16 protein-coding genes and 2 pseudogenes are annotated in these 22,077 nt (G+C 37.2%); 9 read left to right on the top strand and 9 right to left on the bottom strand.

Going from position 1 to position 22,077, the window contains the following annotated elements:
* Nucleotides 1-4: 4 nt before the first annotated feature.
* The 3 genes and pseudogenes from OLM61_RS03705 to OLM61_RS03695 all read right to left on the bottom strand — a co-directional run bounded on the left by OLM61_RS03705 (nucleotide 5) and on the right by OLM61_RS03695 (nucleotide 3,370).
* Nucleotides 5-1,731, bottom strand: a pseudogene (locus tag OLM61_RS03705) (phospho-sugar mutase).
* A 143-nt stretch (nucleotides 1,732-1,874) separates the two neighbouring features.
* Complete coding sequence (locus OLM61_RS03700; protein WP_173965263.1) at nucleotides 1,875-2,831, bottom strand: glycosyltransferase family 2 protein; 957 nt, start codon at nucleotides 2,829-2,831, stop codon at nucleotides 1,875-1,877.
* An 8-nt stretch (nucleotides 2,832-2,839) separates the two neighbouring features.
* A complete protein-coding gene (locus OLM61_RS03695; RefSeq protein WP_173965264.1) occupies nucleotides 2,840-3,370 on the bottom strand; it encodes a DUF4199 domain-containing protein in 531 nt (176 codons plus the stop codon).
* 261 nt (nucleotides 3,371-3,631) lie between these two features.
* Here OLM61_RS03695 and OLM61_RS03690 point away from each other — a divergent pair, with 261 nt between their 5' ends.
* From OLM61_RS03690 to OLM61_RS03680, 3 genes are all read left to right on the top strand, one after another.
* Nucleotides 3,632-3,886, top strand: a complete 255-nt coding sequence (locus OLM61_RS03690) for a type B 50S ribosomal protein L31 (RefSeq protein WP_008464817.1) — start codon at nucleotides 3,632-3,634, stop codon at nucleotides 3,884-3,886.
* 260 nt (nucleotides 3,887-4,146) lie between these two features.
* A complete protein-coding gene (locus OLM61_RS03685; RefSeq protein WP_264525151.1) occupies nucleotides 4,147-5,322 on the top strand; it encodes a GlmU family protein in 1,176 nt (391 codons plus the stop codon).
* 262 nt (nucleotides 5,323-5,584) lie between these two features.
* Nucleotides 5,585-7,219: an ABC-F family ATP-binding cassette domain-containing protein gene (locus OLM61_RS03680; RefSeq protein WP_264525150.1), complete on the top strand. Its 1,635-nt coding sequence runs from the start codon at nucleotides 5,585-5,587 to the stop codon at nucleotides 7,217-7,219.
* Between the two features lie 141 nt (nucleotides 7,220-7,360).
* Here OLM61_RS03680 and OLM61_RS03675 read toward each other — a convergent pair whose 3' ends face one another.
* Genes OLM61_RS03675 through OLM61_RS03665 form a run of 3 tightly spaced genes read right to left on the bottom strand, consistent with a single transcriptional unit; the run spans nucleotide 7,361 to nucleotide 10,872 of the window.
* On the bottom strand, nucleotides 7,361-8,521 hold the full coding sequence (locus OLM61_RS03675; RefSeq protein WP_264525149.1) for an ABC transporter permease: 1,161 nt from the start codon (nucleotides 8,519-8,521) through the stop codon (nucleotides 7,361-7,363).
* A 2-nt stretch (nucleotides 8,522-8,523) separates the two neighbouring features.
* On the bottom strand, nucleotides 8,524-9,477 hold the full coding sequence (locus OLM61_RS03670; protein ID WP_264525148.1) for an HlyD family secretion protein: 954 nt from the start codon (nucleotides 9,475-9,477) through the stop codon (nucleotides 8,524-8,526).
* Between the two features lie 12 nt (nucleotides 9,478-9,489).
* Nucleotides 9,490-10,872: a TolC family protein gene (locus OLM61_RS03665; protein ID WP_264525147.1), complete on the bottom strand. Its 1,383-nt coding sequence runs from the start codon at nucleotides 10,870-10,872 to the stop codon at nucleotides 9,490-9,492.
* A gap of 268 nt (nucleotides 10,873-11,140) precedes the next feature.
* On the opposite strand from OLM61_RS03665, the gene OLM61_RS03660 reads away from it, so the two are divergent.
* The 3 genes from OLM61_RS03660 to OLM61_RS03650 all read left to right on the top strand — a co-directional run bounded on the left by OLM61_RS03660 (nucleotide 11,141) and on the right by OLM61_RS03650 (nucleotide 14,990).
* Nucleotides 11,141-12,370 (top strand): hypothetical protein, encoded by a 1,230-nt coding sequence (locus OLM61_RS03660; protein WP_264525146.1) that lies wholly within the window; start codon nucleotides 11,141-11,143, stop codon nucleotides 12,368-12,370.
* 92 nt (nucleotides 12,371-12,462) lie between these two features.
* Nucleotides 12,463-13,539 (top strand): OprO/OprP family phosphate-selective porin, encoded by a 1,077-nt coding sequence (locus tag OLM61_RS03655; RefSeq protein WP_264525145.1) that lies wholly within the window; start codon nucleotides 12,463-12,465, stop codon nucleotides 13,537-13,539.
* A gap of 20 nt (nucleotides 13,540-13,559) precedes the next feature.
* Entirely contained in the window at nucleotides 13,560-14,990 is a 1,431-nt protein-coding gene (locus OLM61_RS03650; protein ID WP_264525144.1) for an anion permease, read from the top strand.
* On the opposite strand, the gene OLM61_RS03645 is transcribed toward OLM61_RS03650, so the two are convergent.
* Complete coding sequence (locus OLM61_RS03645; protein ID WP_264525143.1) at nucleotides 14,987-15,298, bottom strand: GNAT family N-acetyltransferase; 312 nt, start codon at nucleotides 15,296-15,298, stop codon at nucleotides 14,987-14,989. The genes OLM61_RS03650 and OLM61_RS03645 overlap by 4 nt on opposite strands.
* Nucleotides 15,299-15,586: 288 nt before the next feature.
* Here OLM61_RS03645 and OLM61_RS03640 point away from each other — a divergent pair.
* Nucleotides 15,587-16,245 (top strand): annotated as a pseudogene (locus OLM61_RS03640) (alpha/beta hydrolase).
* Nucleotides 16,246-16,868: 623 nt separating this feature from the next.
* Here the strand turns inward: OLM61_RS03640 and OLM61_RS03635 are convergent.
* A complete protein-coding gene (locus OLM61_RS03635) occupies nucleotides 16,869-17,384 on the bottom strand; it encodes a hypothetical protein (protein WP_068845085.1) in 516 nt (171 codons plus the stop codon).
* 166 nt (nucleotides 17,385-17,550) lie between these two features.
* On the opposite strand from OLM61_RS03635, the gene rpmH reads away from it, so the two are divergent.
* Nucleotides 17,551-17,712, top strand: coding sequence for a 50S ribosomal protein L34 (gene rpmH / locus OLM61_RS03630; RefSeq protein WP_008464848.1), 162 nt, complete (start codon nucleotides 17,551-17,553; stop codon nucleotides 17,710-17,712).
* Nucleotides 17,713-17,858: 146 nt separating this feature from the next.
* Nucleotides 17,859-20,714: a carbamoyl-phosphate synthase large subunit gene (carB, locus tag OLM61_RS03625; RefSeq protein ID WP_264525142.1), complete on the top strand. Its 2,856-nt coding sequence runs from the start codon at nucleotides 17,859-17,861 to the stop codon at nucleotides 20,712-20,714.
* A 61-nt stretch (nucleotides 20,715-20,775) separates the two neighbouring features.
* Here the strand turns inward: carB and OLM61_RS03620 are convergent, their stop codons facing one another.
* Nucleotides 20,776-21,834 carry a T9SS type A sorting domain-containing protein gene (locus OLM61_RS03620; RefSeq protein ID WP_264525141.1) on the bottom strand — a complete coding sequence of 353 codons (1,059 nt, stop codon included), beginning with the start codon at nucleotides 21,832-21,834 and terminating at the stop codon, nucleotides 20,776-20,778.
* Between the last annotated feature and the right edge of the window lie 243 nt (nucleotides 21,835-22,077).

Raw genomic sequence — 22,077 nt, 5'->3', positions numbered from 1 at the left:
CTCTTTACTTCAATTGCATTTCTGCAATGATATTTTGTATTTTTCCGTCTAAATAGCTTTCTGCTTCATCAAAATCCTGAACCGATTCTAATTCAGCATTTACGCTGATGTAGAATTTAATTTTTGGTTCTGTTCCGCTTGGTCTTGCACAAATTTTAGAACCGTCTTCGGTATAATAAATCAATACGTTTGATTTCGGAACATCCATAACAGATTCTTCACCGGTCAATAAATTTAAGGCAATTGACGATTGGTAGTCTTCCATCATAACAACACGTTGACCACTGATTTCTTTTAACGGATTTTCACGCAGACTGATCATCATCTGGTTGATTTCTTCCAGGCCTTCCATTCCTTTTTTAGTTATGGAAACCAGGTGTTCTTTATAGAAGCCATTTTCAACATAAAGCTGTAAAAGTTCTTTGTAGACACTGCTTCCGGCTGCTTTTGCCTGAGCGGCAATTTCGATAATTAATAAGGTTGCAGCAACGGCATCTTTATCTCTTACAGCATCACCAACCATGAAGCCAAAGCTTTCCTCGCCACCTCCGATAAACTGAAGCTCAGGGAAATCTTTAATCATTTTGGCAATCCATTTAAAACCAGTCAATCCTACTTTGCACTCCACGCCATAGTTTGTGGCCAGTTCCATCATCATTGGAGTCGACACAATTGTCGAACCAATGAATTGTTTTCCGTTGATTTTACCTGCTTTTTTCCATTGTTTCAATAAGAAAGCAGTCATTAAGATCATGGTTTGATTTCCGTTCAGTAAAATCATTTTGCCTTCGTTATTTCTAACGGCAACACCAAGACGATCGCAATCAGGATCTGTTCCGACTACAATATCCGAATGTGTTTTATCCGCCAAAGCCAGGGCCATAGTCAAAGCTTCAGGTTCTTCAGGATTTGGAGATTTTACAGTTGGAAAATTTCCATCAGGAATGGCTTGTTCCGGTACGATGTGTACATTTTTGTAACCCGCCTGTGATAAAGTTTCAGGAACAGATTTAATAGATGTTCCGTGCAAAGAAGTAAAAACAATATGCAAGTCGTCTTTTGCATTGGCCGGTGTATTAAAACTGGCATTTTCAATAGACGATTTTATAAAAGCTTTGTCGATTTCGGAGTCGATATACTCGATCAGACTTTCGTTGGCTTTGAATTTAATTTTATCGTAACCTAAATTTTCGATAGTATTGATAATTGCAGCGTCCTGTGGAGGAACGATTTGCCCGCCATCTTCCCAGTACACCTTGTAACCGTTGTATTCCGGCGGATTGTGAGAAGCTGTTAGTACAATTCCGCATTGGCAGCCTAGATATTTAAGCGCAAATGATAATTCGGGGTTGGTCTTAAATCAGAGAACAGGTAAACCTGAATTCCATTTGCGGAAAAAACGTCGGCAACAATTTTTGCCAAAGTATTACTGTTGTGACGGCAATCGTAGGCGATAACAACTTTTAAAGGCTGATTTGGGAAAGCAATATGTAAATAATCAGAGAGACCCTGAGTGTTTTTTCCAAGTGTGTATTTGTTAATTCGGTTGCTTCCAACACCCATCACACCGCGCATTCCTCCAGTTCCAAATTCCAGATTTTTATAAAAACTTTCCTCAAGTTCCTTAGGAGAAGTTGTCATTAATTCTTTAACAGCAGCTTGCGTTTCGCTATCAAAGGTTGGCGTTAACCATTCGTTTACTGCATTTAGAATACTAGGTGCTATATTCATCATTCGTGTCTTTTTATATTTAAATAATAATAGAGTTCAGGAACTATTTATTGTTATGAGTTCATTTTATGCTGTGTTCAGAATTTACTCTTTTTACGGTTGGAAGCCGTAAAAAGAACCAGATTCCTAATAACAGTTTAGTGCTAGAAATTAACCTCTCGGGCTACTTTATAACGTGCTTCGTTGCTTTTGGTTCTCAGGATAATTTCGCCCAGAAAACCGGCCAGAAACAATTGTGTTCCCAGGATCATCGTAGTCAGTGCAATAAAAAACCACGGGTTACTGGTGATCAGACTGTATTTCATTCCGTTATACATATGGTATAATTTGGAGATCCCGATATAACCGGCCAGTAAAAATCCAATAATAAACATCAAAGATCCAATGGCGCCAAACAAGTGCATGGGTCTTTTTCCGAATCGGGATAAGAACCAGATGGTGATTAAATCAAGGAAGCCGTTTATAAAACGCTCCATTCCAAATTTAGTTTCGCCATATTTACGGGCCTGGTGAATAACTACTTTTTCGCCAATTTTATTAAAACCGGCGTTTTTTGCCAAAACCGGAATGTAACGGTGCATTTCGCCCGAAACTTCAATGTTTTTAACAACGGCATTTTTGTAAGCTTTTAGTCCGCAGTTGAAATCGTTCAGCTCAACGCCCGAAGTTTTTCTGGCGGCCCAGTTGAATAATTTCGAAGGAAGGTTTTTTGCCACAACAGAGTCGTAACGTTTTTTCTTCCAGCCTGAAACCAAATCAAATTTCTGCGCTGTAATCATTTCATATAAACCCGGAATTTCGTCCGGGCTATCTTGTAAGTCGGCATCCATGGTAATGATAACATCACCCTGCGCTTTGGCGAAACCCGCATGTAAAGCCTGCGATTTTCCAAAGTTTTTCATGAAACGAATTCCTTTTACATTCGGATTTTCGTTAGAAAAACCTTCAATAATATTCCAAGAATCATCTGTACTTCCATCATCTACAAAAATGATTTCATAAGAGTAATTGTTAGATTGCATCACTTTAATAATCCACGAATAGAGTTCTTGTAGTGATTCCTCCTCATTTAGAAGCGGTATAAGTATAGATAGATTCATTTATTTTTTTATTCTTGTGTAGTTTTGCTTTTAAAAAATGCTGCGAAAATTAATCCAAAAATGGCACTGATAACGATTGCAAAAACAGATCCTTTTAATAATTCGAAAGTCGAGTAAGGGCTGCTTTCTTTCATTTTGCTAATGGCTTCATTGATAGACGAAGCAGGAGCTCCAAATTTCTGCATCATGTTTGCCGTATATTTGATCATGATTTCATTCAGAGTGTCTTTTGCACCCGGATCAATAACGTTAAATAAAACAATATTAAATAAGGTAGAAATTAAAACGCCAATTACAGCTGCCAAAAAGTAAGTTGTAAAAGCCTCCTTGAACGAAAAAACTCCTTTTAATTCTTTCTTGGTTTTAGAAAGTAAAATAATACTGATTGTCAGACTGATTACGATGCCGATAATGCCCATCCACCAGGCAGTGAACAGATTTAAATCGATTGCATATATTGTAGCAGTAAATAATGCAGATGCAATTCCAATCATTACACCGTAAGTAATTCCATTCTTTTTTATAACTTCATTAATCATATTTTTATATGTTTTAAAATTAATCCACAAATATAGTAATTCCCAATACACACTAGATATATATTAAAAAAATTAATACAAATCACAAGGCCGTTAAAATTATTGATTAAAAGATTTGTTAATTCGAAAAAAGTTGTAAATTTGCACACTTAAAAATAATTAAAAGTTTTAAACAAAAAAGAGTGGAGTTGTTTACACCTTTTTCTAACCATGGAAAAGCTTCAAAATAAAATTGCTCTAAACAATAAATAAAATAAAAAGATGAAAAAAGGAATTCACCCAGAAAATTACAGATTAGTTGCATTTAAAGACATGTCAAATGACGAAGTTTTTATCACTAAATCTACTGCAGATACAAAAGAAACAATTGAAGTTGACGGAGTTGAGTATCCAGTTGTAAAAATGGAGATTTCTAGAACATCTCACCCATTTTATACTGGTAAATCTAAACTTATCGATACTGCAGGACGTATTGATAAATTCAAAACTAAATATGCAAAACACGCTAAAAAATAATAGCTGTTTCTATATCATACAAAAGCCTTCCATTCGGGAGGCTTTTTTTATTTAACAAAAACAAGTACAAAGTTTTACGTAAAGCTATCAAGGGCTCTATTTACAAAGCTTCGCGAACTTTGCGTAAAACCTCAGCGCACTTAGCGGTTAAAAAAAAATGTGCTATATCTGTTACAGTACAAATGACACAAATAAAATAATTGTAACTTTGAACCTGATAACCAAATCAAGATTTTAACAAGTATCAAATTTAATTATTTATGAATTACATTCTTTTTGACGGTCCCGTCCGGAATGCTTTATTACCTTTTACTTTTACAAGACCTGTTGCCGATATATTAATTGGAATTATGACGATTCGCCAGAAATGGGAAGCATGTCTGGGTTCGACAATTACTACCATTACTGAAGATTATTTATCAGAAAAATTTCCAATGGTAGAATTGGAAGAAAATGTAATGATTAACGCGGCGTATTTGCCAAATGATACGCTTGCTGAAATGGTTTCTAATCTGACTACAAATCAGGCTATTTTTAAAGGAGAGGATGTAATCGCTTTTTTTACCAATGAAAATCAGGAAGAAGTTGATTTCGATTCGTATGAAATCATCCAATACAATGAAGATTGTCTGACCGTAGAACATACCTGGGATATCTTTTCTAAAAATGATGCTGCAATTCGCGAAGATTTTCAGTATTTGACTGAAGACCGAAAATCACAGCCAATTCCGAAAAGCGTCAATGTGATTGCACCCGAAAATATATTTCTTGAAGAAGGAGCGAAATTAGAGTTTGTAACACTGAATGCTTCAAACGGGCCTATCTATATCGGTAAGAATGCCGAAATTATGGAGGGTACTGTAATTCGTGGTCCTTTTGCTTTGTGTGAAAATGCACAGGTAAAACTAAATGCTAAAGTTTACGGAGCTACAACAGTAGGACCGGGGTCAAGAATTGGCGGGGAAGTTAAGAACTCGGTGCTTTTTGCCAATTCAAACAAAGGACATGATGGTTTCTTAGGAGATTCTGTTTTAGGGGAATGGTGTAATATTGGAGCAGACAGTAATAATTCGAACCTGAAAAACAATTACGAAGAAGTGAAATTATGGAGCTATGAAACAGAAGGGTTTGCCAAAACAGGACTTCAGTTTTGTGGTTTAATGATGGGAGATCATAGTAAATGCGGAATCAATACCATGTTCAATACCGGAACAGTAGTAGGAGTAAGCGCTAATATCTTCGGAAGTGGATTTCCGCGCAATTTTGTTCCGAGTTTTTCATGGGGCGGAGCAGCCGGTTTTACGACTTATGTCACCAAAAAAGCTTTTGAAACTGCAAAATTAGTAATGGGACGCCGAAACATCGACTTCGATGCAACAGAAGCTGCAATCTTAGAGCACATTTTTGAGGAAACTAAAAAATGGAGAAAAGACTAAATTAGTCAATTAGATAATGAGATAATGAGATAATTTAAAGAGCCGTTATTTGCTTACGCAAATAGCGGCTCTCGTTTTCTAATGATAAAATTTGCATTTCAAAAATTATCTAATTGACTAATTATCTCATTTTCTAATTACCACATTGCTACATTTTCTAATTATCTAATTGCCTAATTATCTAATTAATCTATCTTTGCACCACGAAAAAAATGGGTGGTCAAATAAACGATTAACCGATTAAACAAATTCACAGAAGATAATGATTACAGTTAACGATATTTCAGTTCAGTTTGGTGGAACTACATTATTTAGCGATGTTTCTTTTGCTATCAATGAAAATGATAAAATTGCCCTTATGGGTAAAAATGGTGCGGGAAAATCGACACTTTTAAAAATAATTGCGGGACAAAGTAAACCTTCTACCGGAAGTATCTCAACTCCAAAAGATGCTGTTGTGGCTTATTTGCCGCAGCATTTACTAACTAAAGACGGTTCTACTGTAATGGAAGAAGCTTCTAAGGCTTTTGGCGAGATTTTTAGAATGAAAGCTGAAATCGATGAAATCAATGAGCAATTAACCGTTCGTACTGATTATGAAAGTGATGCTTATATGAAACTGATCGAAAGAGTTTCAGATTTAAGCGAGAAATATTATGCTATTGAAGAAGTAAACTACGAAGCTGAAGTAGAGAAAATTTTGATAGGTTTAGGTTTTGAGCGCGAAGATTTTACACGTCAGACTTCTGAATTTTCAGGAGGATGGAGAATGCGTATCGAATTGGCTAAAATTCTTCTTCAAAAACCGGATTTGATTTTGCTGGATGAGCCAACCAACCACATGGATATCGAAAGTATTCAATGGCTCGAAGAGTTTTTAGTGACTTCTGCAAAAGCAGTTGTGGTAATTTCGCACGATAGAGCGTTTGTAGATAACATTACAAACAGAACTATTGAAGTGACTATGGGAAGAATTTATGACTATAAAGCAAAATACTCTCATTATTTAGAACTTAGAAAAGACCGTCGTATACATCAGCAAAAAGCTTACGATGAGCAGCAAAAAATGATCGCAGACAACAGAGCGTTCATTGATCGTTTTAAAGGAACTTTTTCGAAAACGGATGCGGTTCAGTCTCGTGTCAAAATGTTAGAAAAATTAGAGATTGTTCAGGTTGATGAAGTAGATACCTCGGCATTACGTTTAAAATTCCCACCAGCTGCACGTTCAGGTCAATATCCTGTTATTGTAAAAGAAATGTCTAAAACGTACGGGGATTATGTTGTTTTTAAAGATGCCAATATCGTAATCGAACGTGGTCAGAAAGTTGCTTTTGTTGGAAAAAATGGAGAAGGAAAATCGACCATGATTAAAGCGATCATGAAAGAAATAGGTGTTGATTCAGGAAGCGTTGAAGTAGGTCATAATGCACAAATTGGATATTTTGCACAAAATCAGGCTTCATTGTTGGATGAAAACGCTACTATTTTCGAAACGATTGATGCTATTGCTGTGGGGGATATTCGTACGCAGATCAAAAACATTTTGGGTGCCTTTATGTTCCAGGGTGATGATATTACCAAAAAAGTAAAAGTACTTTCTGGTGGAGAAAAAACACGTCTGGCCATGATTAAATTGTTGTTGGAACCTGTTAACTTATTGATTCTGGATGAGCCTTCGAATCACCTGGACATGAAAACCAAAGATATTATTAAAGATGCCCTGAGAGATTTCGACGGAACTTTAATTCTGGTTTCTCACGACCGTGATTTCCTTGACGGATTGGCTACTAAAGTTTTCGAATTTGGTAACAAACGTGTAAAAGAACATTTTGAAGATGTGGCAGGCTTCCTGGCGCATAAAAAAATGGATTCTATGCGAGAAATAGAAAAATAAGACATTCTCTGTAAAATAGTTGAAGGGGTGTAATTCGTAGAAGCAATAGCTGCACTCCGGAGAGAAAACAAAATAAATTATACCTTAAAAAGCACAAGAAATTCAATTCTTGTGCTTTTTTTATGATTGTGAGTTAAGGAATTAAATTTCTTTTTTAAGAACGGCCCTCTTTTTAAAGTACAAGGCAACATAGGCAAGAACAGAACAGATAGCCCCAATAATAATCATATTCCAGACCGCTGTTGTGGTTTGCGAATACGTGCCATCTTCAATAATTAATATTCGGAACGCTTTCAAAAAGTGGGTGAGCGGAATAACATTGGCAATGGCTTGTACCGCCTGAGGCATCTGAGTTAAGGGCCAGGTGAAACCACTCAGGATAAAACTTGGCGTGGCAATGACCATTAAAATCTCGGTTGCTTTCAGTTGATTCGGCACTACGATGCTCACTAGAATTCCGATAAAAGAAACAGAGAGCACAAATATTCCGGCGATGAAAGTCAGCGGGGCCAGATTTTCATAAAATGGCAGTCGGAACCACAAAGTGAAAAGCCAGTAGATGATCCAGATTCCAAAGCTCATGATCAGGTATGGAATGATTTTTACAGTCAACATTTTTAAAACAGAAGGGCATTTTTTGACCAGGTCCTTAAAAGTTCCGTTTTCAAATTCTGATGCAAATGATAATGCCAGCCCTAACAGTAAAACCTGTTGAAGCACGGTTGCTAAAACTCCCGGCCAGAGAAAATACATATAGTTCGTACTTCGATTGTATTTTTTAATAAAAGTAGTTTTGAAGGGCTCGTATTGTGAAGCAAGTAAATTTTCGGGTACACCTTGTTTTCGTAAAGTTTCAATCTGAACACCGGCTTTTAAAGTCCCCAAACAAATTTGTATTGCTGTGGAGGCATAGTTAGCGGTCAAAACATTGGAAGTGTTTACGATGGTGGTGATTTCAGGATACTTTTTGGTGAGTGTCATTTTCTCGAAATCCTTTGGAATAATAACCACACAGGCGGCTTCTTTTTGAATGGCAATCTTAGAAAGGTTGTTCTGATCGTATAAAAGGGAGGAAATCGAAATCACTTCATTGTCCTCAAACATCTGGATTGCTTTTGAGCTTAACTCAGAGCGGTCCTGATCGACCACAATAATAGGTAAATCGGTAACCTTGCCTTTTCCGTAAACATAGCCCAGTAAAACGCCATATAGAATAGGTGCGCCAATAAAAAGGATTCTCAGGACATTATTTTTCCAGAATAACTGAAATTCCCGTTTAAGCAATGAAAAGAAATTTTGCATAGTTAAAGAGATAAGGTGACGGTCGTTTTGGTAATGAGATCTTTTGTTTGCTCAATGTTGGAAGGCGTTATTTTTATTTCAAACAAGCTTTCCTGCATTTCATAATCAGGATAGGCCGTGGCGATATTGCCATAAGCTCCCAATTGTTTTATAGTCGAGATAGTTCCTTTGATGTTTTCTTTTTTATAGGGAACGTGAACGGTGATTTCCTGCCCTTTTTTAAAATCGCCCAATTGTTTTTCGGGAATTGTAAAACGAAAATAAGTACTGTTGGAGATGTAGCCATTAAATAGGGTGTAGCCAGGCAAGGCCAGTTCGCCAAGGTTTAAAGTAATGGTCTCGATGCTCATGTTTTGCGGGGCAATGATATAGCGCTCCTTGTTGGCGGTTTCGACCTCCTGCAAGGCTCCAAGCGCCCGGTCCTGTTGTCCGAGTGCCATCGTTTGCTGTTCGATTCGCGCTCCTTTTTTAGCATCGTCCAGTTCGGCAATCACGGCATTGTATTGTGCCTGTGCGCCCTGGTACTTGGCAAAAGTTTCATCGTAAGTTTGTTGCGAGATCAGAGAATCCTTAAGCATATTGGTCAGTCGTCGGATCGATTTCTGAGCAAACTCGTACTGTTCTTTCAATCCCATTTTCTTGGCTTCCAATTGTTTTATCTGATTTTCAGTAGCACCCTTTACGGCCATTTTATATTGGGCTTTCGCAGATACGACGGCTCCTTCGGCCTGATTTTTTTTGGCATCTACTTCAGGAATATCCAGTATTGCCAGCGTGTCTCCTTTCTGAACCAGATCACCTTCTTTGACAAATATTTTCAGAATCTTACCCGGAATCTTACTCACAACGGCAATTTGCTCTTTTTCTATTTTCCCCTGAATTAAATCTCCTTTTTTTGCTTTCTGACAGGCTAAAAAAAGGAAAATGATTGTGGTGCTAATGATTGCTTTTTTCATAAAACAGAACTTTTATTTGGATAGTTTTTTAGACAAATCGCCCGTTGCAATTATGGTTTCAATAGCAGCAAGCCTTTGCTCTATTAAAGTAGTCGTCTTGTTTACAGATGCTTTATAAGAGTCGTTCTCTGCTTCAAGCCGTTCCGATATGTTGATAAGACCTTCTTTGTATTGCTTAATGGCAAGCGTTAAATTATTGCTGGCTACTTTTTCCTGTTGTTGCGTAATGTCTATTTTTTGGGTTAAAACGGTATAATCAACCAGATTCTTTTCGAGCAGCAATTCAAGCTTTTCTTTGGCATCGTCAATTTGGTTTTGTACCTGTTCAATATTAATTTTAGCCTCGTGGACTTTGTGTTTTCGTTCAAAACCTGAAAAAACCTCCCACTTCATGGCGGCTCCCACAACCCAATTCTGACTTATGGTTAGCTCATTCAGTCCCAAATACAAAGCCTGGTTTATTCCTGTAACAATGGGTGTCGTGGCGTTGGCATTGAATAAACTCGAGTAAGAAACGCCTCCAAATGCCCCGAGAGTAGGTAAGTAAGTTCCTTTTTCCTTCTTTAATAAATATTCATACGCTGACTTAAAAGATTCCAAAGCTTTTATTTCCTGTTTGTTTTGGGTGCTTAATTTTTCATCCGTAATTAAATAAGGCGTTAAGGTATAATGAACATTGTCGATATCGGCAACGGAGTAACCGGTTAAGTATTGAATTTTTTTGTAAATCAGCTTTCGTTTGCCATCCAGTTCAATCTTTTTGGAAGCCAGTTCCAGTGCTGCTAATTTTATCTTATCCCGGTCATACGGAATCGCAAGTCCCTGTTCGATTGCTTTTGTAACCCGTTTGGTTTCCGTATCAAGTCGGTTCTCGCTTTCTTTGATTAATTGGTCTATTGCTTTTAGCAATTCCAGCTGATCAAAAGTGTTGATAACCTCCTTTGTGATTTCGTCTTTTTCAGATTCTTTTAAAAAGACAGTTCCTTTCGTTTTTTCTTCAATTGCTTTCGCTCCGTTAGGGATTTGCATGCCACTAAACAAAACGGTTTTTGCCATTACACTCCCGTTAAAAATGTTGCCGTAGTTTTTAAAAGCAGTTTTTCCATCAAACAAAGGATAGTTTACAACAGGTATCGTAGCCGTAGGAAGGTCAACGGTAAGTTTGTTGTCAAAATAGGAGTAAAGCGCACTGGCCTCGATTGTTGGGATGTACTTGTTCCAGACTCCTTTTTCCTGAAGATTTAATTTTTCAATATCTAAATCTTTGTTTTTTAAGGAAGCACTTTTTTCGATAGCCTTTTGAATGGCTTCTTCCAGAGTAGAAGAAACGGCGATCTGACTTTGCACAAATTGGAAGGAAAGAAGAAAAAGAAAAGGAAGTAGATGTTTTTTCATTGCAATTTTTGTTTCAGTTATTGGACAAATCGTACGATAGTTTTTGTAAGATGACACAAAGAATTGGGAGGCAATCAGAGAGCTATTGTAACAAAGTTAAGAATATTAGTCTTACATTAGTGCTGTTGAGGTATTTAAAAAGCAAAGTGCATTTAATTTTTTTTTTAGTATTTTATACTTGTGTAACAGAAAGTTATTGCGCTGTATTGGAGTTTGTCTGTTTTTTCATACCTTAGTAAATGTATTTCCAAATTAACTTATTTTTAACATGAAAAAGAGTTTTATATTTTTGGTAGTTTTGGCAGCTCATTTCTTTAGCTTGCCTCTGTTTTCTCAAACTGATAACGAACCTGTTGCTTTAGGTTTGCCAGGTGATAATCTTAATTTATATGCTGTTTTAGACGTCTTTCAGAAATCCAAAACTTTAGAGGAATTTGAAAGAGTGCTGAACGAACAGGACAGTAAGGTTAACAATTTAGATTTAAACAATGACGGAGAGATCGATTATATTGAGATCGAAAGTCAAAAGAAAGGGAACAGGCATGTGATCGTGCTTCAGGTTGCTATAAACAGTAAGGAAAAGCAGGATGTAGCGGTTATCGAAGTAGATAAAGACAAAAAGAACAACGTACATGTTCAGATTATTGGAGATCAGGATTTGTATGGCAAAAACTATATAATAGAGCCTTCAGATACAGTAGGAGGAACACCAAATCCAGGGTATAATGGAGGTGGTACCGTAATCGTAAATAATAATACGACGAACAATTACAATACAACAGCTGCTAATCCGAACTATATAACTGCAAATGTAAGTGTATGGCCGGTAGTGCTGTATTTGTTTTCTCCGGTATATGTAGTGTATAGATCTCCTTGGTATTGGGGGTATTATCCTTCTTACTGGCGTCCGTGGCGTCCCGTTTATTATCACGATTATTGGGGATATCATGGGCATTATTACAGAGAACCTTATTATCGTAGAACGGAGAGATTAAGAAATCAGAGGTATTATAATACGTATGCATCCAGAAGAAATACATCGGCAGTAGTTCGAAATTACAGAACCAGTGGCCGCTACAATGCAACTTATAACGGACGAGAGTACAGGAGACCGGCTCCGGTGACCAATACAAGACCAACCCGACCATCTACAACGCGCCCGGGAACGCGTCCGACTAATCCGTCAACCCGTCCCGGAACAACAAGACCCGGAACCCGTCCGGTTGATCTGTCAACAAGACCCGGTACAACAAGACCGGAAGCAAGCAGACCCGGAACTACAAGGCCAACAACACGTCCGGTAACGCCAACGAACCCGTCAACGCGCCCAGCGGTGAGACCTGCGCAGCCGTCCAATCGGCCAACAAATCCAACTACCCGACCAGTAACACGGCCAACGCAGCCTACAACACGTCCTGCGTCCCGACCGGCAGGTACCAGAAATACCACACCACCGGCTACAAATCGGGGTTCGAGTCCTAATAGAAGGCAAGGTTAAATGGTGAATGTTAGATTAATTTTTGATTTACAGTATTTATGAATAAATCGCTACTCCTAAAAATTGTTCTTTTTTGTATAGCGCCATTTTTTATGAAGGCGCAAACTGCTCCCGCTGAAAATGAGGTGAAGTATCCGCAATTTCAGTTCAAAGGACTTTTTCAAGCGCGCTATTTGGAAAGTACGGGTAAAAATGTGGATGTTTTGGGAGTTCATCATTCCACTGGCGATGTAACACAAAGTTCGTTTGATATTAAAAGAATGCGTGTCGGGTTGAATACCAAACTGAGCGAAGCCACAGAGGTCGTGATTTTGGTGAATTTAGCCGACTTTAAATCAGATCCGAAATCCAAAGTTCTTGAAAATGCTTACGGAAAATATACATTTAGCAAATACCTAGCGTTAACAGGAGGTCAGTTTCGTCCGGCATTTGGTATAGAAGAGCTGGTTCCTGTAGATATCATAAAATCATTTGATTTTTCCAATCAGTATTATGAGTTTGGTAAAAATGGCTGGACGAGTTTTCAAATTGGAGCTTCGGCAAGCGGGGCATTTGATCTCGGGAAAATTCCTGTAAATTATGCGGTATCGGTTTTAAATGGTAACGGAAAAAATCAGGAAAAGGACAATGATAACGGCAAATTGTATGCAACAAGATGGGTTTTCGGTTTGTCTAAAGAGCATAAAATTAACTTGGGTTTAAATGGTGGAATTGGAAAAAGATCAGATCAGAAAGTTTTTGCTTTGGGGATTGATGTTACCAGTGATTTTAAGCTTACCGACCGGTTTACTTTTGATTTGCAAATAGAATACAAACAAGGAACCAATCACAATTTGTATTTTTCATTACCCGCAGATACCCGAACTCCAAATGTGGATGATTATCAAATGAGAGGGATTTATTTTTTACCCAATTTGAGATACCTGGTTGATTACAAAAAACTGACTTCGCTGGAACTGTCCTGCCGTTTTGAGTCGTTTGATAATAATTACAAAGTCAATTCAAACGTTCGTCAGACCTATACGCCAATGTTAAGTCTTGAATTCGGGAAAGCATATACGGGACGAATAGAATTAGGATTTGAAATAGATCATTTCGATAAAAACATTCCCGACACCTCATTTTACAACGACAATCTATTCCTGATTCAGTTACAACTCCGTTTATAATATAACTTAATTCCTTTTTTATGAAAGAAGTACAAATACCTCAAACCCTGATAACACTTGCAGCCGGACTTGCAATTTGGTTTATTCCTGCGCCGGATGGTGTGGTTAATGAAGCCTGGCATTTGTTTGCGATTTTTGTGGCAACCATTCTTGGAATCATTTTAAAAGCAGCTCCTATGGGGACTATGTGTATGATTGCGATTGCGTTAACCGCTTTTACACAAGTTCTGGCTCCCGGAGATGCAGGAAAATCGATTACGCTCGCACTCAAAGGGTTTGGTGATAAGGTAATTTGGCTTATTGGGATTTCGTTTTTTATCGCAAGAGGATTTATAAAAACAGGTTTGGGAAACAGAATTGCTTTTTTGTTCATCAGGATATTCGGAAAAAGTTCGCTGGGACTGGCTTACGGGCTGGGTCTTGCCGATTTGGTTCTGGCTCCGGCCGTGCCGAGTAATACAGCAAGAGGAGGCGGAATTATTTATCCCATCATGAAATCCATGTCAATGAGTTTTGGTTCAATGCCGGATCAGCCTGAAACGCACCGAAAATTAGGATCCTATCTAACCCTGAGCAGTTACAATGCCAATTTGATTGCTTCGTCAATGTTCTTAACGGGAACCGCAAGTAACCCGATGTGCCAGAAATTTGCACTGAATCTGGGAATTAAAATTAGCTGGATTTCATGGGCAACGGCAGCGATAGTTCCAGGTCTGGTGGCTTTTTTTGTAATTCCGTTTGTATTGTACAAAATTTATCCTCCTGAATTGAAAAAAACCGGAGATGCTCCACAAATTGCAGCTCAGAAACTAAAAGATATGGGGGCAATTACCCGCAACGAATGGATGATGCTGTTGACTTTTTTTATTCTTTTATTTCTTTGGATGACAGGCGACCTGTTTTCTATTGATGCAACTACGACTGCCTTTATCGGGCTGGTAATTTTACTACTGACTTCGGTATTAACCTGGGATGATGTAAAAGCCGAAAAAGGAGCCTGGGATACCATAGTGTGGTTCTCGGTTTTGGTGATGATGGCAAGTTCGCTCAATGAGCTTGGATTTATTGGCTGGTTTAGTAATTTGGTAAAAGCCGAAATTGGCGGTTTAAGCTGGCAAATGGCTTTTCCTATTATAGTATTGGTGTACTTTTTTAGCCATTATCTTTTTGCAAGTGCAACAGCCCACGTAGCGGCAATGTATGCGGCATTATTGGGTGTCGGAATTTCACTTGGGATTCCCGGCCTGCTGTTGGCTTTTATGTTGGGGTTTGTAGGTTCTCTTTACGGAACTTTAACGCACTACGGACACGGACCGGCACCAGTTTTCTTCGGAAGCGGTTATGTCGATTTGAAAAGCTGGTGGGTCAAAGGCCTGATAACCGGTTTGGTTATGCTTTTTATTTATATGGTAATAGGAGGGTTGTGGCTCCGATTAATTGGCTACTTTTAAATTCGGATTCCCGGAGGAAGTAATTCTTTGTATTCCGGATTTTTTTTAATAAACAATACAATTTTTGGATGGATAGGCATAATCCTAAATTTCTTTTCTATAACAATTTCCATGATGTTTTTAAGTAAAGCATCAATTGTAGCCTGATTGTCAAAACCTTCAGGGGTGTTGATTTTGGTTAAGAAAATTTTCTTTTCCTGAAATGAATACTCCACAGAAAGTAATCCTTCAGGGACTATGGTTTCAAATTGTCTAGCAAAAGTGTTGTCTTTGATTTCCATAGTTTCAATAGGTTCCATATTAGTCATGTTTTGGGGATTGGATTAAAAAATAATAATAAAAAGAACGTGAGTAACTTTATAAAGAACATTGTGGAAAAATGTTTCGATATCAGTTAATAGGAATGCAAAGTTAATCATTTGATTTTCAATATGGAATTATTTTTTTAAGCGGTGCATTCACTCTGAATTGCGCGTGTTTATTGCTTTTATTTGATTCGGGCAATAAATTATGGTGTAAGATTTGCAGTGGATATTACTAAAAAAAGTAATTTTAGCTTGAAATTAAAGCTGTAACCCTAACTCTCTTTCTGTCAAATGAGTAAAATTCCTGTATATTTTATGCCCGGTCTTGCGGCGAGTCCTGCTATTTTTGAACGAATCAATTTAGACGAGTCTGTTTTTGAGGTGTGTTTACTGGAATGGGAACTTCCGCAGCCCAAAGAAGCACTGTCGGATTATGCGCTGCGAATCTCTAAAAATATTAAACACGAAAATCCGGTTCTGATCGGGGTTTCCTTTGGGGAATTTTAGTGCAGGAGATCGCCAAACATATACCAACCCGAAAAGTAATTGTTATTTCGAGTGTTAGAAGTAATGCCGAATTTCCAAGAAGAATGAAAATCGGAAAAACAACAAAAGCCTACAAGCTCATTCCGATGAAATTAATTTTGAATATCGAAAATCTGGCGAAGTACTCTTTTGGAGAAAAAGTAAACAAGCGTATTAAACTGTATGAAAAGTTCCTGGCAGTGCGCGATCTTAATTATTTACAATGGGCGGTCGAATCGGTTATTTTGTGGAACAGAAGCGAAATTGATCCCAATGTGGTTCATATTCACGGCGATCAGGACGATGTTTTTCCTATTAAGTACATCAACAGCTGTATTGTGGTAAAAGGAGGGACGCATATTATGATTCTTAATAAATACAAATGGCTGAACGAGAATCTGCCTTCGATCATCTTGGAAAATTAAAATTCCAAATTTTTTAAATTCCAAATTCCAAGTTTTTATGCGCAATCTTGTCATTCCGACCAAAGGGAGGAATCACACCAGCAATTCCGTAAATCTTTTGGAATTTGGGATTTATAGTATTGGAATTTCCTGTACGCGCAATATTGTCATTCCGAGGAACGAGGAATCACACCAGAAACTCCACACAGATTGTCGCCAATCTTTGTTGATTAACGCATGTGATTTCTCGTGCCTCGAAATGACAAACAGAGGGTAAAAGAAAACCGAAGCAAACTGCTTCGGTTTTTTATTGGAATTTGGAATTTCAGAATTTGGAATTTTCTTTACGCGCAATCTTGTCATTCCGAGGAACGAGGAGTCACACCAGCAATTCCGTAAATCTTTTGGAATTTGGAATTTATAGTATTGGAATTTCTTTTACGCGCAATATTGTCATTTTGCTAATAGATCGATGAAGAATAGCTCTTTAGTAGCTTGCGGAGTTTCTTGTGTGATTTCTCCCTTTGGTCGAAATGACAAATTTGAAGTTAATCTTTGATATTAGAAAGAAAATAAAAAATCCCAAACTCTTTTGGAATTTGGGATTTGGAATTTGAAACTTCCAATATTGGAATTTGAAGACCTTAGATTTTCTTCATTTGTTCTTTCATCATTGAAATTTGCTCTTTCAGCATTCCTTGTTTGTCTAATTTTTTAGCTTCGTTTAATAAATTAGTCGCTTCCAGTTTTCTTCTGCGTGACATTGCAACTCCGGCAAGGTTTAATTTTGCTACTGCAAGGTCCATGTCCATAGACAATCCAAGTTCGATTGCTTTTTTGAAATGTTTCTCTGCCTGATTGATATTGGTTTGAGATAACATAATACCGTGTAAGTAATTAAAGTATCCCTGTTGTTTTCTAACTAATGCAGCTTCAGGGTTTTTGATGTATGCCAGCCATTTTTTAGCTCCTTCGAAGTCTTGTTTTCTTAATTTAAGGAAAGCTAAAAGAATAAATTCGTTTTTAAAGTAAAGGAAAATTGGAATTGCAGTTAATAATATAAGGAAAATTCCATTACCGATATTACTCTCTGTAAATTGCCAAATGCCTGCGACTACAAGAAGTCCGGCCAAAATAAGTTTAATATTTTTGTGAAACATAATTATTGTAAATTTGTGATTGCAAAGATAGTAAAAGGAATTAAAAATATTTTTATAAAACTACTTGCCAGAAAAAAAAGTCTTTGTATATTTGCACTCGGTTTTGGAATAATGATATTCAAAACAGAAAAACAGATATTAGATACCATTTTAAAGATACAAAACAATGAGCAAAAGAACATTTCAACCATCGAAAAGAAAAAGAAGAAATAAGCACGGATTTATGGACAGAATGGCTTCTGCGAATGGAAGAAAAGTTCTGGCGCGTAGAAGAGCTAAAGGAAGACATAAATTAACTGTTTCTAGCGAACCTAGACACAAGAAATAATGTTTCTATAAACATAAATAAGGCGTTACTTTTTTAGTATCGCCTTTTTTTATACCTTGTCGGTAAAAAATCTGCAACGTTCTAGTTTAGAATAGACTACGAATGTTTTTTAAAGTACTTTATATAACTACACAATACAAATTAAAATGCCTAAAGACACATCAATAAAATCAGTTTTAATAATAGGGTCAGGACCTATTGTTATTGGTCAAGCTTGCGAATTTGATTATGCAGGTTCTCAATCTGCACGTTCTATTCGTGAAGAGGGGATTGAAGTTATCTTGATAAACTCGAATCCAGCGACAATTATGACCGACCCAAGTATGGCCGATCACATTTACTTGAAACCATTAACGACAAAATCGATTATTGAAATTCTGAAAGAACATCCACAAATCGATGCTGTTTTGCCTACAATGGGTGGACAAACTGCACTGAATTTATGTTTGGAAGCAGAAGAAAAAGGAATTTGGCAGGATTTCGGAGTAAGATTGATTGGGGTTGATGTCAATGCAATTAATATTACAGAAGACAGAGAGCAGTTCAAACAACTTCTGGAAAGAATAAATGTACCAACTGCGCCTGCAAAAACAGCTACTTCTTATTTGGAAGGAAAAGAAATTGCTCAGGAATTTGGTTTCCCATTGGTAATTCGTCCTTCATTTACACTTGGAGGAACAGGAGCTGCAGTGGTTTACAAAAAAGAAGATTTTGATGAGCTTTTAACAAGAGGGCTTGAAGCTTCTCCAATACATGAGGTTTTGATTGACAAAGCTTTAATGGGATGGAAAGAATATGAGCTGGAACTTTTAAGAGATAAAAATGATAACGTTGTGATCATCTGTTCGATCGAAAATATGGACCCAATGGGAATTCATACCGGAGACTCGATTACAGTAGCACCGGCAATGACATTATCAGATACAACATTCCAAAAATTACGTGACTATGCAATCCTGATGATGCGTAGTATCGGAAATTTTGCAGGAGGCTGTAACGTACAATTTGCAGTTTCACCAGATGAAAAAGAAGATATCGTAGCCATCGAGATTAACCCTCGTGTGTCCCGTTCATCAGCTTTAGCATCAAAAGCAACCGGATATCCAATTGCTAAAATTGCTTCTAAACTAGCTTTAGGGTACAACTTGGACGAATTGCAAAATCAAATTACAAAATCGACTTCGGCTCTTTTTGAACCAACTTTAGATTATGTAATTGTAAAAATACCACGTTGGAACTTCGATAAATTTGAAGGTGCCGACAGAACTTTAGGACTTCAGATGAAATCTGTTGGAGAAGTAATGGGAATCGGACGTTCGTTCCAGGAAGCCTTACACAAAGCCACCCAATCTTTAGAAATTAAAAGAAACGGTTTAGGCGCTGACGGAAAAGGATATAAAAACTACGAGCAAATTATCGAGAAACTAACTTTTGCAAGTTGGGATCGTGTTTTCGTAATTTATGATGCCATCGCAATGGGAATTCCGTTGAGTCGTATTCATGAAATCACAAAAATCGATATGTGGTTCCTGAAACAATACGAAGAGCTTTATACTTTAGAGAAAGAAATTTCAAATTACAAGATAACGGATCTTCCGAAAGAACTTTTACTGGAAGCCAAACAAAAAGGTTTTGCCGACAGACAAATCGCGCACATGATGAACTGTCTGGAAAGCGAAGTACATACTTTGCGTATGGATAAAAACATCAACCGTGTGTTTAAATTAGTAGATACGTGTGCGGCTGAGTTTAAGGCAAAAACACCTTATTACTACTCGACTTTTGAGGCAGAAATCGAAAAAGCAAACGGTGAGCGTTATGTAGACAACGAAAGTGTTGTAACAGAGAAAAAGAAAATCATCGTTTTAGGTTCCGGACCAAACAGAATTGGACAGGGAATCGAGTTTGATTATTCTTGTGTGCACGGAGTTTTAGCAGCAAAAGAATGCGGATACGAAACGATCATGATTAACTGTAATCCTGAAACAGTTTCGACGGATTTTGATACGGCTGACAAATTATACTTCGAACCAGTTTTCTGGGAGCATATTTACGACATCATTCAGCATGAAAAACCGGAAGGTGTTATCGTACAGTTAGGTGGACAGACGGCTTTGAAACTGGCTGAAAAATTATCTAAATACGGAGTAAAAATCATCGGAACCAGTTTTGATGCGCTTGATTTAGCGGAAGACAGAGGAAGATTCTCTGATCTATTGAGAGAATTACACATTCCTTTCCCGGAATTCGGAATTGCAGAAACAGCTGACGAAGCTTCTGCACTTGCAGATACTTTAGACTTCCCGTTATTAATTCGTCCTTCTTATGTATTAGGAGGTCAGGGAATGAAAATTGTAATCAACAAGAAAGAGCTGGAAGAGCACGTAATCAATTTGTTGAAAACGATTCCAGGAAACAAACTGCTTTTAGATCACTATTTGGCGGGAGCAATCGAAGCGGAAGCGGATGCGATTTGTGATGCTGACGGAAATGTATACATTATCGGAATTATGGAGCATATCGAGCCTTGTGGAGTTCACTCTGGAGACAGTAATGCGACTTTACCTCCTTTTAACTTAGGAGAGTTCGTAATGCAGCAGATCAAAGATCATACGAAAAAAATAGCAAGAGCGTTGAAAACAGTTGGTTTGATCAACATTCAGTTTGCGATAAAAGACGATACAGTTTACATCATCGAAGCAAACCCAAGAGCTTCCAGAACGGTGCCGTTTATTGCAAAAGCATACGGAGAGCCTTATGTAAACTATGCTACAAAAGTAATGTTAGGACACAATAAGGTAACTGATTTTGACTTTAACCCACAGTTGAAAGGATATGCGATCAAACAACCGGTCTTCTCTTTCAGTAAGTTCCACAATGTAAACAAAGCATTAGGACCTGAAATGAAATCGACTGGAGAAAGCATCCTGTTTATTGATGACTTAAAAGACGATCAGTTCTACGAATTGTATTCAAGAAGAAAAATGTATTTGAGTAAATAATCTCAAATCCTGATAAAAAAAGCTCCATAATTGGAGCTTTTTTTTGTTTAATAGTAGTGAATTAATTGATTATAATCTTTTTAGAAGTGTTGTTAATTTTTAAAATATAGTTTCCGGAAGTTAAGCCCGGTAAAGCGATTTTATTACCCTTGACATCAAGAGGTTTGTAGCTTTTAACTAAACGGCCAGTCATGTCGTATAACTCAATTGTTTTTACCACTTCGTTTTTGCTTTCAACATACAAATAGTCGATAGCAGGGTTTGGGTAAACTCTAATGCTTTCGGCAGCAGGTTTGTTCTCAATTCCTAAAGTTTGGACAGGTATTTTTACCACTTTGCACTCTTTGTTTTTAACACCATTTCGATCGTAAATGCTTGCGTAGAGATTTCCATTGTAAATAGTGATTCCTTGTATAGGGCAATTTGCGCCAAAATCGTAAAATAGGGTTAGATTGCCATCAGCAGCAGCTAAACGAGAAATGGTTTGACCCGAAGAAATGTATAAATCGCCATTTGAAGCAAAAGCGAAAAATTTTTGTGTTATTTTTTCTTTTAAGGAATAAGTGGTTTTTGTAAGCACACCGGCTGGATTTATTTTTTTTAGGAATTCATCCATGTAATCACCAACAATTAAATTTCCGGCTTTGTCAAAAATTATTCCTGTTGGAAATTTAAGAGTAGTGGGATCGTAAAAAAAAGTGCTGACTGTACCTGTTGTGCTTATTTTTTTAATGTAACCAGAATTTAGTTCTGAATAAAAAACGTTTCCGGTTGCATCGATTACAATTCCATAGGGAGTCCCGCTAGCAGCGTAACCCGTTGCAACACCGCCAGCTGTTATTTTGGTGACTTTGTTTTCATTAGCTTCAGTTATCCAAAGATTGTCATTAGTGTCAATAGCGATTTGTTTTGGGGTAATATCTGCTGAAGCAAAAGTAGTTTGCACAAGGCCAGGAGTTACTTTGATAATTTTTTTAGTACTATAATCAGCAATATATAAATTTCCGTTTGAATCAAATGCAATCCCGGATGCATCTGGAAGTTCTGTTACATAATCAGAAGGGGTTTGAGCACTAAGGCTAAAGGCTGATAATAAGGCTAAGAGTAGAATTTTTTTCATAGTAGTTAATTTTGATAAAAGTAAAATTTTAATGAAAATTCCTACGATAATTGTAGTAAATGCTGCTAATAATGTAGTTTCCGTTATAAAAATGGATTTATTTGGTTTGCTGCGATTGCTTTAATAACACAATAGGAAATAATATTCGCACAGATGACAAAATAAGATCATAAAAAAAAGCTCCGGTTAAGGAGCTTTTTTTGTGGTTTAATTTGGAAGTTGTTTTTGATTAAGTTCAGTCGA

The sequence above is a fragment of the Flavobacterium sp. N502536 genome, from assembly GCF_025947345.1.
Taxonomy (GTDB): Bacteria; Bacteroidota; Bacteroidia; order Flavobacteriales; family Flavobacteriaceae; genus Flavobacterium.
This window is presented reverse-complemented; position numbering and strand designations above follow the sequence as displayed.